General features: G+C 69.5%; 14 protein-coding genes. All 14 read left to right on the top strand.

Translation table 11 applies throughout. The features are described from left to right. Positions 1 to 1,591, top strand: a 1,591-nt coding sequence (locus E0504_RS17520; protein WP_131625117.1) for an FAD-binding protein, incomplete at its 5' end; no start/stop codon positions are given. A gap of 32 nt (positions 1,592 to 1,623) precedes the next feature. Continuing rightward, positions 1,624 to 1,974 (top strand): 2Fe-2S iron-sulfur cluster-binding protein, encoded by a 351-nt coding sequence (locus tag E0504_RS17515; protein WP_020462206.1) that lies wholly within the window; start codon positions 1,624 to 1,626, stop codon positions 1,972 to 1,974. Between the two features lie 42 nt (positions 1,975 to 2,016). After that, entirely contained in the window at positions 2,017 to 2,424 is a 408-nt protein-coding gene (locus tag E0504_RS17510) for an OB-fold domain-containing protein (protein WP_235014054.1), read from the top strand. Beyond that, positions 2,421 to 3,605, top strand: coding sequence for a thiolase family protein (locus E0504_RS17505; protein WP_131625116.1), 1,185 nt, complete (start codon positions 2,421 to 2,423; stop codon positions 3,603 to 3,605). The genes E0504_RS17510 and E0504_RS17505 overlap by 4 nt, the downstream gene beginning before the upstream one ends. 91 nt (positions 3,606 to 3,696) lie before the next feature. Beyond that, positions 3,697 to 4,260: a nuclear transport factor 2 family protein gene (locus tag E0504_RS17500; protein WP_020462204.1), complete on the top strand. Its 564-nt coding sequence runs from the start codon at positions 3,697 to 3,699 to the stop codon at positions 4,258 to 4,260. Positions 4,261 to 4,462: 202 nt separating this feature from the next. Further along, positions 4,463 to 5,053, top strand: coding sequence for a cysteine hydrolase (locus E0504_RS17495; protein ID WP_112106673.1), 591 nt, complete (start codon positions 4,463 to 4,465; stop codon positions 5,051 to 5,053). After that, positions 5,050 to 5,952 carry a carboxymuconolactone decarboxylase family protein gene (locus E0504_RS17490; protein ID WP_131625115.1) on the top strand — a complete coding sequence of 301 codons (903 nt, stop codon included), beginning with the start codon at positions 5,050 to 5,052 and terminating at the stop codon, positions 5,950 to 5,952. The genes E0504_RS17495 and E0504_RS17490 overlap by 4 nt, the downstream gene beginning before the upstream one ends. Next, a complete protein-coding gene (locus E0504_RS17485; RefSeq protein ID WP_131625114.1) occupies positions 5,952 to 6,332 on the top strand; it encodes an SDR family oxidoreductase in 381 nt (126 codons plus the stop codon). The genes E0504_RS17490 and E0504_RS17485 overlap by 1 nt, the downstream gene beginning before the upstream one ends. Before the next feature lie 150 nt (positions 6,333 to 6,482). Beyond that, the gene (locus E0504_RS17480; RefSeq protein WP_131625113.1) at positions 6,483 to 7,403 is read left to right on the top strand and encodes a xanthine dehydrogenase family protein subunit M; all 921 of its coding nucleotides are present in this window, start codon (positions 6,483 to 6,485) and stop codon (positions 7,401 to 7,403) included. Next, positions 7,400 to 7,897, top strand: a complete 498-nt coding sequence (locus tag E0504_RS17475) for a (2Fe-2S)-binding protein (RefSeq protein ID WP_112106676.1) — start codon at positions 7,400 to 7,402, stop codon at positions 7,895 to 7,897. The genes E0504_RS17480 and E0504_RS17475 overlap by 4 nt, the downstream gene beginning before the upstream one ends. Before the next feature lie 120 nt (positions 7,898 to 8,017). Next, a complete protein-coding gene (locus E0504_RS17470) occupies positions 8,018 to 8,740 on the top strand; it encodes an SRPBCC family protein (RefSeq protein ID WP_131625112.1) in 723 nt (240 codons plus the stop codon). A gap of 89 nt (positions 8,741 to 8,829) precedes the next feature. After that, on the top strand, positions 8,830 to 9,678 hold the full coding sequence (locus E0504_RS17465) for a cupin domain-containing protein (protein WP_112106678.1): 849 nt from the start codon (positions 8,830 to 8,832) through the stop codon (positions 9,676 to 9,678). A 42-nt stretch (positions 9,679 to 9,720) separates the two neighbouring features. After that, positions 9,721 to 10,470, top strand: a complete 750-nt coding sequence (locus E0504_RS17460; RefSeq protein ID WP_112106727.1) for an SDR family NAD(P)-dependent oxidoreductase — start codon at positions 9,721 to 9,723, stop codon at positions 10,468 to 10,470. Positions 10,471 to 10,537: 67 nt separating this feature from the next. Beyond that, positions 10,538 to 11,113, top strand: a complete 576-nt coding sequence (locus tag E0504_RS17455; protein ID WP_112106679.1) for a hypothetical protein — start codon at positions 10,538 to 10,540, stop codon at positions 11,111 to 11,113. Positions 11,114 to 11,183 lie beyond the last annotated feature (70 nt).

The following is an 11,183-nucleotide window of genomic DNA, read 5'->3' as shown; positions in this document are numbered from 1 at the left end:
CACGCTGGTGATCGAGAAGCAGCCGATGATCGGCGGGTCCACGGCTATGTCAGGCGGCGTGCTGTGGCTGCCGGACAACCCGCTCATGCAGGCCGACGGCGTTCCCGACTCCCTTGAGGACGCGCTGGCGTACTTCGACTCCGTTGTCGGAGACGTCGGACCCGCCTCGTCGCACCAGCGTCGGGTCGCCTACGTCACCGAAGGCTCCAACATGGTCCGCTTCCTGCAGAACCTGGGCATGCGGTTCGAGCGGTGCGAGGGCTACAGCGACTACTACGCCGGGGTGGCGGGTATCCGCGGTGGCAGCGCCCGCGGGCGCTCCCTCGAACCCGCGGTGACCGACGGCAAACAGCTCGGGCCGTGGTTCGACAAGCTGATGCCGGGCATGACGATCGCGCTCGGGATCGTCGTGATGACACGCGAGGCGTCCGGACTGCAGATGGTCAAGCGGCGACCGAAAGCCATGCGCACCGCCGCCCGCGTCGGGGTGCGCACGGCCATCGGCCGGCTACGGCGCCAGACCCGCCTGGCCAACGGCGGGGCACTGATCGCCCAGACCCTGACGGCCGCACTCGCCGCCGGGGCGTCGATTTGGACGAACACCGGACTGGTCGACCTGATCACCGAGGACGGCCGGGTCGTCGGCGTCGTCGCCGACCGGGACGGCCACACCATCCGGATCCGCGCCCGCCACGCCGTGCTGTTGAGCTCAGGTGGTTTCGGCTGCAACCCCGAGATGCGCAAGCGGTACTCGAAGCAGCCGAACGACGGAACGTGGACCAGCGCCAACCCGGGTGACACCGGCGAGGCGATCGAGGCCGCCATGCGCCTGGGCGCCGCCGTCGACTTCATGGACGAGGCCCTGTGGATCCCGGCCTCCATCCAGCCCGGCGGCCGTCCGAGCATGCACAACGGCGAACGATGCAAACCAGGTTCGATCATCGTCGACCGGGCCGGCCGCCGGTACTTCAACGAAGCGGTCTCCTACATGGAAGCCGGCCGGCAGATGTACGCCCACAACGTCGACGGTGAATCCATCCCGAGCTGGCTCGTCATGGACTCCCGCCACCGCGCCCGCTACCTGTTCGCGTTCCGTCCCAACACTCCCGAGGAATGGCTCACCAGCGGCTACATGAAGAAAGCCGACACGCTCGACGAGCTCGCGCGGGCGTGCGGCATCGACCCCGCGGGGCTGGCCACCACGGTGGCCCGGTTCAACACGTTCGCGGAGCAGGGCACGGACCCCGACTTCCACCGCGGCGAAGGCGCTCATGAAAAGTACCAGGGCGACTACGGCAACAAACCGAACCCGTCGCTCGCGCCCGTCGAGAAGGCACCCTTCTACGCCGTCGAACTCTATCCAGGCGACGTCGGCACCAGCGGCGGTCTCCTGTGCGACGAACATGCTCGTGTGCTCGACACCAACCACGACCCGATCCCCGGCCTCTACGCCGCCGGGAACTGCACCGCCTCGGTGATGGGCCGCACCTATCTCGGTGCGGGCGCCAGCATCGGGAACAGCTGCGTCTTCTCCTACATCGGCATGAAACACGCCGCACACGCCGCCTCCGGGGACCGAGCGGTCACGTGACCGCAGAACGGAGCGCACGGCCCCGGGGGCCAGTGGTACGCATCGACCCCGTCGGCGCCGACCTCGAACTCGAACCCGGAGAGACGATCATCGAGGCCGCGTGGCGACTCGGGTACCACTGGCCCACCGTCTGCCACGGCCAGGCCACCTGCACGGTCTGCCACCTCGAGGTACTCAGCGGCATCGAACACCTGACACCCCCCGACGACGACGAACAGGACGCCCTCGAACACCGACTTCCCGGCGCACACCGCCGTGACCTCACCCGGCTCCGGCTCGCCTGCCGAGCGCAGGCAACCGGCGACGTCACCGTGCGCAAGAACGGCGTGCGACGCCGCCGGCCCGTACCGACCGGCCCATTCCCGCACGTCGTCGACGAGTAGGAGCGCTGACCTATGGAGCACCCTCATACAGGTGGCGGTCGGGTGACCGGTGAGGACAGGCCCGTACCCGTGGTCGACGACGACAGTCGCGATTTCTGGTGCGGCGGGGCCGCCGGGCAGCTCCTGATCAGCGGGTGCACCGTGTGTGAACGGCTGTTCCATCCGCCGGCGCGGATCTGCCCCGGTTGTTATTCCCGGTCGATCGCGTCCCGGCGGGTCTCGGGCCGCGGGACGGTCGAGTCGTACACGGTGGTGCGCCGTCCGTGGGTCCCCGGGTACGAGCCGCCCTATGTCGTGGCCCGGGTGGTGCTCGCAGAGCAGCCCGACCTGCACCTGTTGACCAATGTGGTCGACTGCGACGTCGAGGCGGTCAGCACCGGTATGGAGGTCGAGGTGACCTTCGAACAGCGAGGGGACGTGTTCGTACCCATGTTCCGGCCGGTCGTATGAACTCCGCCGGTCCCGTGAACGTCGAGCGCCAGGCGATCGTCTCCGGCATCGGGCGGTCCGCGTCCGGGCGGCGGCTGAACCGGCCCGCGATCGATCTGACCCTGGACGCCTGTCTCGCGGCCATCGCCGACGCGGGGCTCACCCCGCGCGACATCGACGGGCTCACCTCCTGGCCCGACCACCCCGCCCCGCACGGCTTCGGCGGCCCCCGGGTCGGTGAGCTGCACACGCTCCTGCGCCTGGACCTGTCGTGGATCCTCGGCTGCGGGGACGGCGCCAACGTCATCGGAATCCTCGGGATCGCCGCCCACGCGGTGGCCACCGGTCTCGCCCGGCACGTGCTGGTCTACCGGACCGTCTGCGAGGCGACCAGCCAGGGCACCGGCCGCCGCCCAGCGGTGATGGCCGGGCCCGGGGCCGGGGCCGCGCCGTGGAAGGCCACCTACGGGGTGGGTTCGCCCGTGCAGTTCGCCGCGCTGTGGGCCCGGCACCACTTCGACCGCTACGGCACCACCCGGGAGCAGCTCGGCTGGGTCGCCGTGAACGACCGGCGCAACGCCGCCGGTAACCCGGACGCGGTCTACCGCGACCCGATGACGATCGACGACTACCTCGTGGCACGGATGATCAGCGAACCGCTGTGCCTGTTCGACTGCGACGTGCCGGCGGACGGGTCGATCGCCTTCGTCGTCTCGCACGCCGACCACCGCCGTGACGTCGACCGGCCCGTCTTCTTCGAAGCGCTGGGTGGTGGGCGGCCGATGACGTCGAGCTGGGAGTTCTGGCCGGACTTCGACGTCATGGCCGCGATGAAGGCCGCCGAGCAGCTGTGGTCACGTACCTCGCTGCGGCCCGGCGACGTCGACGTCGCCGGTCTCTACGACGGCTTCAGCATCTTCGTCCTGTACTGGCTGGAGGCGCTCGGGTTCTGCGGCCGCGGCGAGTCCGGACCGTTCGTCGAAGGCGGCACCCGCATCGCCCGTGACGGTGAGCTGCCACTCAACACCTCCGGTGGGCAACTGTCGGAGGGCCGCTACCTCGGCTTCGGTCTGGCCTACGAGACCTTCCTGCAGTTACGGAACCAGGCCGGCACCCGGCAGGTCACCGACGCCGAGGTCGGCCTCGTTACGGGCGGCGGCGGCCCGCTCGCCCAGGCATTCCTCTTCACCAACGACCGCTGAGCCGGCGAGAGCCTCCTCCCATGAGCCCATGGATCGCTTCTACCGGCCCGCCGAGAAAACATCCTGACCACGCTGAGGACGGTGCTGCGCCATGAGGGACATCGCGGGTACCGAGCAGGCGGCGATCCAGCAGCTGCTCGACAAGCAGGCGATCCGCGAGGCGACCATGCGGTACTGCCGCGGGGTGGACCGTTGCGATCCGGACCTCATCAGCTCCGCGTACCACCCTGATGCGATCGACGATCACGGCGACCAGCGCTACTCGGGTAGAACCGTAGGCCGAGGTGTCGCCGACCTCGTGCGCTCGGCGAAGGTCTCGATGAACCAGGTCACGAACCAGCTCATCACGCTGCACGATGACAGGACGGCGGGTTGCGAGACGTACTTCACGGTGTGGCGGAGCATCGAGACCGAAGGTGAGGACCGCGTCCTCCTCGCGATCGGGCGGTACATCGACCGCTTCGAACGCCGCGAGGGCGAATGGAAGATCGCGCACCGGCTTGTGATTGTCGACCTGACACATGTCGTCCCGGCGAGCGGCCTGATGCGGCCGTCGCGGCCCGGTCTCGGCTCCCGCGACCGGAATGACCCTTCGTATGCGGCGCTTGAGAGCCCTGACACCGGATGGACACGCCCCCTGCCGGCACAGCCCTAGGCCGAGTTGGAAAGAGGAGACGGCCGATGGGTCCCCGCCACTGCGTCCATCGGCAGGCTGACCGCGGCCCGCCACTGTTTGGCGCGCGCCGCCCGACGCCCAGAGTCGCCGGCGGGCCGACAGTTCACCCCTTGCGCATTTCCGCAAACTTGTATACAACCTGATCTGAAGGTTGTATACAAGCAATGTGAAAGGGGAGTCGATGATCGCCGCCAGCGCACCGACGACGCAGCTGACCGCGTTCGTCGCCCTGGACTTCACCGGGTACATCGTCGAGCGCTTCAGCCACGACCCGGCCGTCGCGGAGCGGGCCTCCCATGCGATGACATTGGCCCGCCGGGCCGGCGTGCCGGTCTTTCATGTGGTGCCGGAGTCGATGGTGGACGACATCCATCCGTTGCTGGCGCCGATCGACGGCGAGCCCGTCCTGAGCAAGACGACCATCGGCGCTTTCGCCACCACCGGCCTGCACGACCTGCTGCAGCGAGCGGGGATCAGGCAGATCGTCATCGCGGGTGTGGCGACCGCGGGGACCGTCCTGTCCACCGCCAGGTGGGCGTTCGACGTCGGCTACCAGGTCATTGTCTGCTCGGACGCGTGCGACGACCCCGAACCGGAGGCGCACGCCGCGCTCGTCGACGCCGCTGTCTTCCCGCAGAGCTGGATCGGGCTGTGGCGGATCGCGAACGTGCTGCCGACCGCCGAGATCGCCGTGCTCCAGACAAGGGAGTCCGCAGGCACGGGGGTCCAACCATTCGAAGCTCCGTTCACCCAGGGAGGTACGTCGGGATGATGACCCAGGCGCAGCGCGAGGCGGCCTATGAACGGGTCCGCCGAGAGCTCGGCATCGACCGGGTCGGTACCGCGCCCGAAGCACCGGTGCTGCGGTCCCGCCAGGGCGGTGTGCCCGCGCGGCCGGCGTATGCCTTACCCGTGGAGGCCGAGATCCACGGCGCCCAGCTGTACGAGTACGAGATCTGGGGCCGGCCGGGGCTCGACCTCCGGACGCGGAGTTTCATCACTGTGGCCGTCCTGACGGCCCTGGGCCGGGAAGACCAGCTCTACCGGTACGTCAACAGCGCGCTGAACATCGGGATCACTCCGGAGGAGATCCACGAGACGTTGCTGCACGCCGGTGTGTACAGCGGCCTGCCGGCCTGGGAGAACGCGGCCGGTGTCGCGGGTGAGGTGTTTGTCGCTCGGGGGCTGGTGCCGGCGGGCTCGGGTGCCCCGGTGGAGCCGAAGCCCGCGATGGACCACGAGGAGCGGCGCGCGGCCAGGAACCGGGTGGTCGCCGCCCTGGGCGTCGGGCGTATCGGCCTCGGTCCCGACGCCCCCCTGCTCGAGCCGCTGCCCGGCAGCCCCTTCCCGGCCGCCAAACCAGGCCGGCTGGCCTTCGAGCAGGAACTGGCCGGGATCACCGCCGACTACGGTTACGGCGAGGTGTGGGGCCGGCCCGGGCTCGATCTGCGCACCAGGAGCTTCATCACCGTGAGCGTCCTGCAGGTCCAGTATCAGAACGATCAGCTGCACATCCACGTCAACAATGCACTGAACCTGGGGATCACGCCCGAGGCGGTCGGCGAGGCGATCACCCAGGCCGGCATCTACGACGGTGGGTCGGGGTGGCACAACGCCATGAACGTCGCCCGGCACGTCTTCCTTCAGCACGGCATCGCCGAAGGTGACTGATGGGCATCCTCGACGGCAAGGTCGCCGTGATCACGGGTGCGGGGCGGGGTATCGGCAAGGCCTCGGCGGCGGTGTTCGTGCGCGAGGGCGCCAGGGTGCTCGCCGCGGACATCAGCGGGGAGGAGAAGGCGACCGCGACCGAGTTCGGGCCGCGGGGTATCCGGGCCAACGTGATCGCGCCGGGGTTCACTCTCACGGAGAAGAACCGGAAGGCGCCGGCGAACGCGATGCGCTCGCTGGGCGCGAAGGCGGCGCTCGGCCGGGCGGGGGAGGCGCGTGAGCAGGCCGAGGTGGCGGCGTTCCTCGCCTCCGACCGCGCCTCGTTCGTCACCGGGGTGATCATCGCGGTCGACGGTGGCTGGTCGGCGCGCCTTGCCTGACGACCGCGACCCGGCGGCCGCGTGCATCCACCTACCAGCACGGGATGATCGACGACCGGTGCGACGGCGAGACTCCCGTGCCGCTGGCCCTGATCCCCTGGGGGACGCCGAGCCGGCGTCCGCCGGATTGGACGAGACGGAGAACCGCCGTTGAAAGCCGCTGCATTCGACTACCACGTGCCGGAGTCTGTTGACGCGGCGGTGGCCCTGCTGGCCGAGCTCGGAGACGAGGCGAAGGTCCTCGCCGGCGGCCAGAGCCTTGTCCCGGTGATGGCGATGCGGCTCGGGCGGCCCGAGCACATCGTCGACGTCAACCGCATCGAGGCGCTTGCCGGCGCCACCCGGTCGAACGGCACGCTGCGGGTGGGAGCGCTGACGCGGCACCGCGCTCTGGAGACCGACGTGCTCATTCGAGACTCGGTGCCGTTGTTGGCCCGTGCCGCGCCCCACATCGGCCATTTCCAGATCCGCAACCGTGGCACCGTGGGCGGCTCGCTCGCCCACGCCGACTCGGCCGCGGAGCTGCCCGCGGTCGCCGTCGCGCTCGACGCCGAGATCGAGGTGCGCAGCACCCGGGGGAGCCGGCGCATCCGGGCCGCCGACTTCTTCGTGTCGATCTTCATGACGGCGCTGGAGCCCGACGAGCTGGTGACCGCGGTGCACCTTCCGGTGTGGGGGCGTGGCTGCGGCTTCGCCGTGGCGGAGTTTGCGCGTCGGCACGGCGACTTCGCGCTGGCCGGTGCCGCGTGTGGGGTGCAGGTCGATGGCGGGCGCATCGTACGGGCGGCGGTCGGGCTGATCGGGATGGGCAGCGTTCCGGTGCGGGCCTGGCTGGCCGAGCAGACCCTGACCGGTGCGGACGCCCACGAGGTGGACCTCGCCTCGATCGGGCGCGACGCGGTCGCGGCACTCGACCCGCCCTCGGACACCCACGGCTCCGCCGCTTACCGGCGCCACCTCGGCGCTCAGATGACTGCGCGAGCACTTGGCCGGGCCCTCGCGGAGGCCCAGGGACAGGAACGGAACCCAGGCCAGAGCCAGGCCCAGGCCGAGGCGGGAGGCGCCGCATGACCGAGATGGACGTGCACCTGATCGTGAACGGCGAACGCTGTCGCGCCCGGGTCGAGCCGCGCAAGACTCTCGCCGACCTGCTGCGGGAGGACCTCGGGCTGACCGGCACCCACCTGGGGTGCGAGCACGGGGTCTGCGGGTCGTGCACAGTGCTGCTCGACGGCCTGGCTGTCCGGTCCTGCCTGATGTTCGGGGTGCAGGCGGACGGAAGCGAGGTGACCAGCGTCGAGGGGCTGGCGGGCGATCCGGAATCGCTCAGCCTGGTGCAGCGCGCCTTCCAGGAGACACATGGGCTGCAGTGCGGTTTCTGCACCCCCGGGTTCGTCATATCGGTCACGGCTTTCCTGGAGGACGTGCCGGATCCCACCGACGAGCAGATCCGGGACGGCCTGAGCGGAAACCTCTGCCGCTGCACCGGCTACCAGGGCATTGTGCACGCCGTCCGGCTTGCGGCGCGGCTGCGCCGCGAGGAACGCGCCGAAACCTCGGGGTAGGTGTGCGGGAGCTCGCTGAGCAGGTGCGCGGATGGCGGTCAGCCGGGATGGTGGCACGCCGACCGCCGTTTCCGCAGGGACCGCATCGATTCATGGCACCGCGAGTTTGAAGGAGATCGGATGAAACTGGAGAACACCTTCAGTGTCCCCGTGCCTGTCGATGACACGTGGCGGGTCCTGCTCGACATCGAGCGGGTCGCGCCCTGTGTGCCCGGAGCGACCCTCACCTCGCGTGACGGCGACAGCTTCAGCGGCAAGGTCAAGGTCAAGCTCGGGCCGATCGGTCTCACCTACGGCGGCACAGCGACGTTCCTTTCCCTGGACGAGGCGGCCAAGGTCGCGGTCATCGAGGCCAGTGGCCGGGAGACCCGCGGCGGCGGAACCGCCAAGGCGGTCGTCACCTGCCGGCTCGTGGACACCGGGGGCGCGACCGACGTCCTCGTCGAGACGGACCTCGCCATCACTGGCAAACCCGCCCAGTTCGGCCGCGCCGCTCTCGCCGACGTCACGGCCATCCTCATCGGCCAGTTCGCGGCGAACCTGGCCAGCGAGATCACCGGTACCGCCGCGCCCGTACTGGGTGAGACGGCCGGTGGTAAGTCCGCGGTCAACGGGGCGACACCCGCACCCGCGCCCGTAAACGACTGCATCCCGTTCTCGCCCGCGACCCCACCGCGGGTGCGGGCGGCCGACTCCCGCCAAAAGGGCGCCTCCCACCGGGCAGCCGAGCCGATCGACCTGCTCGGGACGGCCGGTGTCGGGGTTCTCAAGCGCGTAGGCCCTTCGGTCGCCGGAACAGTTCTGCTGGTAGCCCTCCTGCTCCTCTGGAGGCGGCGCACCTGACGGCGCCCCGGTGACCGGTCGCCGGTGCCCGGCACGTCCCGCAACGGTGGAGCGAGAGTTCAGACCGCATCGACGAGGGAGAGTTCCACATGCCAGTGACTGTCTTTAAGGATGCGCCGTCCGACGAGGTGGCGCCGGGTGTGACGCGTTCGCGGCTGGAGCCGGGCGGCAAGGACGGCCCGGGCGGCATCGTGCGGGACTCGGATCAGCCCGGGGGCTGCACGTGGACCCAGATGTGGTTCTTAGGGCGACCCGAGGACTCCTGGCGCATGATGCTGCCCGACATTCGGATGGCGCCGAACCAGCTCTGGCCGCTGCACTGGCACGACTGCTGGACCGCGGTGGTGGTGCTGGACGGCAGCGTCCTGATGGGGGACTGGTGGATGAAGCGGGGCGACGTGCTCATCGCCGCGCCGGGCGTCGAGTACGGGCTCCTGCTGAACGGTCCCAAGGGCTGCGAGCTGCTCGAGATCTTCGCCCGTGACATCCTCTCGCCCGGCGGCTACGGCGAGGAGTACCGCGACCATCCCACCCTCGCGTATCTCAAGGGTCTCGAGGCGATCGACTTCGTCCCGCGGCCGCCGGCCCGGGTGGAGAACGGGAGCCGGCAGGTCGTTCCGGTCGACGCAACGCCTGGTCTGCAGAAGGGTCACCTCGACGGCAATGCCTGGTGGGACCTGGGCGACCCGGGTGATCCCGAGCGGGGGATCGTCTTCGACCGGAAGCTGGCGGCGGGCGCGACGCTCCCATCCGGGTCCGTCGACGACTGGCGCGGCACGCTCGTCCTCGACGGCTCGATGACCGTCGGCGACACGGAGTTCGTCAAGGGCGACGTCCTGCTCGTCGAGCCTGCCGCGAAGGTGCCCGAGATCACCGGCGGCGCCGGCGGTGTCCATCTCCTGGAGCTGGCGCGCACCGCCGCGGCGCTGACGCGTTGAGTTCCTCCAAGGGCTGGATTTTCCAAGTGCAAGGAAGTGGTGATGTACGTGGGCCGAGTGGCAGTCGTGACAGGTGGCGCATCGGGGATGGGGGCGTCCATCTGCGAGCATCTTGCTCGGCGCGGGGACCGCGTGGCGGTGCTCGACGTGAACGGGGACGCGGCGCAGCAGATGGCCGAGAATCTGAGGGGACGTGGCGCACAGGCCATGTCGTGTGCCGTGGACGTCTCCGACCGTGCGGCGGTCGAGGAGACGCTGGCCCAGGTACGCGGCGAGCTCGGGCCGGTCGAGATCATGGTGACCTCGGCGGCGATCTCGCGGTGGGAGGCGTTCGGCGAGATTCCCCTTGACTCGTGGGACCGTGTCCTCGCGGTGAACCTCACCGGCACGTTCCACTGCCTGCAGGCGGCGATCCCCGACATGGTCGCGGCCGGCTGGGGCCGCATCGTCACGATCACGTCGTCGGCTGTCCAGATCATGACCTCCAATCATGCGCATTACGTCGCGTCGAAGGGCGGCGTGGTCGCGCTGACGAGAGCGGTTTCCTCCGAGTACGCGCAGCTGGGGATCACGGCGAACACCATCGCGCCTCACATCATCGATACCCCGATGCTCCGCCAGGCCCGCGCGGAGCTCGGTGATCCGACGGGCGACGGAGGCGCCAGCCGCATTCCCGTCGGCCGGCTGGGCACCGGCGACGACATCGCCGCTGCCTGCCTGTACCTGTGCTCTGAGGAGGCCAGCTACATCACGGGGCAGCTGTTCGGTGTCAATGGCGGTGCCGTCGCGTGACGTCGGGTCGTCTGGGGCCGTCGGTCGCTTCCCGCATGATTCGAGAAACGTGAGAGGATCGCAAGCGATGGGGACATTCACCGAGCACGACGGTCTCTTCCTTAACCATGTCGAGCTGCTGCACCGGCCTGGAGATGGCCAGCTCGCGGTCACGTTGTTCGAGACGCTGGATTGCACCGTCGCAGACATCACAAGAGAGCTTGGGTCGAGTTCGGCGTACCTGGGTGTCTTCCGGGGAGCGAGCCAACATGATTCGCTCAACAACGTCCTGTACGTCTCCGAGATCCGCGAACCTCAACACCAGCTCGAAGACGTCCTCGGGCGCCGGATGCAGGACGACGACGAGCTCCGCGCCGCACTCGAGCAGTACGACCTGGCGCGGACGAAACCTGGCCATGTCATGCATTTCGGGTTGCGGTACCCGGGCTTCGAGGAGCTCGAGACGGTGATCCACCGCCTCGAGCACGAGCTTCCCGCCGAACTCGCCGGTCGCGTGACCGTCTACCCGCCCTTTCCGATCGAGCTTCGAGCGCTCGCCACCGAGGTCCTCCAGGTTTTCGTCTACACCGATGTCGTCGGTCTGGGTTTCTTCCCGTTCGGGCAGCTCATTGAACTCCAGGCGCAACGCCCACTGCGGGAGTAGCGGTCGCTGCTCTCCCTACCTGCACCAAAATACGGCGCGAGGGGCCGTACGGCCGATCGCCAGCGAGGAC

This window comes from Parafrankia sp. BMG5.11, from assembly GCF_004337455.1.
Note: the sequence above shows the minus strand (reverse complement) of the source record. Positions and strands in the feature narration are given on the sequence as shown.

Excerpts from the sequence above, each read along its gene's own strand:
- E0504_RS17455 (WP_112106679.1), top strand. The coding sequence starts at position 10,538 with ATGGGGACATTCACCGAGCACGACGGTCTCTTCCTTAACCATGTCGAG.
- E0504_RS17470 (WP_131625112.1), top strand. The coding sequence starts at position 8,018 with ATGAAACTGGAGAACACCTTCAGTGTCCCCGTGCCTGTCGATGACACG.
- E0504_RS17500 (WP_020462204.1), top strand. The coding sequence starts at position 3,697 with ATGAGGGACATCGCGGGTACCGAGCAGGCGGCGATCCAGCAGCTGCTC.
- E0504_RS17475 (WP_112106676.1), top strand. The coding sequence starts at position 7,400 with ATGACCGAGATGGACGTGCACCTGATCGTGAACGGCGAACGCTGTCGC.
- E0504_RS17460 (WP_112106727.1), top strand. The coding sequence starts at position 9,721 with ATGTACGTGGGCCGAGTGGCAGTCGTGACAGGTGGCGCATCGGGGATG.
- E0504_RS17505 (WP_131625116.1), top strand. The coding sequence starts at position 2,421 with ATGAACTCCGCCGGTCCCGTGAACGTCGAGCGCCAGGCGATCGTCTCC.
- E0504_RS17495 (WP_112106673.1), top strand. The coding sequence starts at position 4,463 with ATGATCGCCGCCAGCGCACCGACGACGCAGCTGACCGCGTTCGTCGCC.
- E0504_RS17485 (WP_131625114.1), top strand. The coding sequence starts at position 5,952 with ATGGGCATCCTCGACGGCAAGGTCGCCGTGATCACGGGTGCGGGGCGG.
- E0504_RS17490 (WP_131625115.1), top strand. The coding sequence starts at position 5,050 with ATGATGACCCAGGCGCAGCGCGAGGCGGCCTATGAACGGGTCCGCCGA.
- E0504_RS17465 (WP_112106678.1), top strand. The coding sequence starts at position 8,830 with ATGCCAGTGACTGTCTTTAAGGATGCGCCGTCCGACGAGGTGGCGCCG.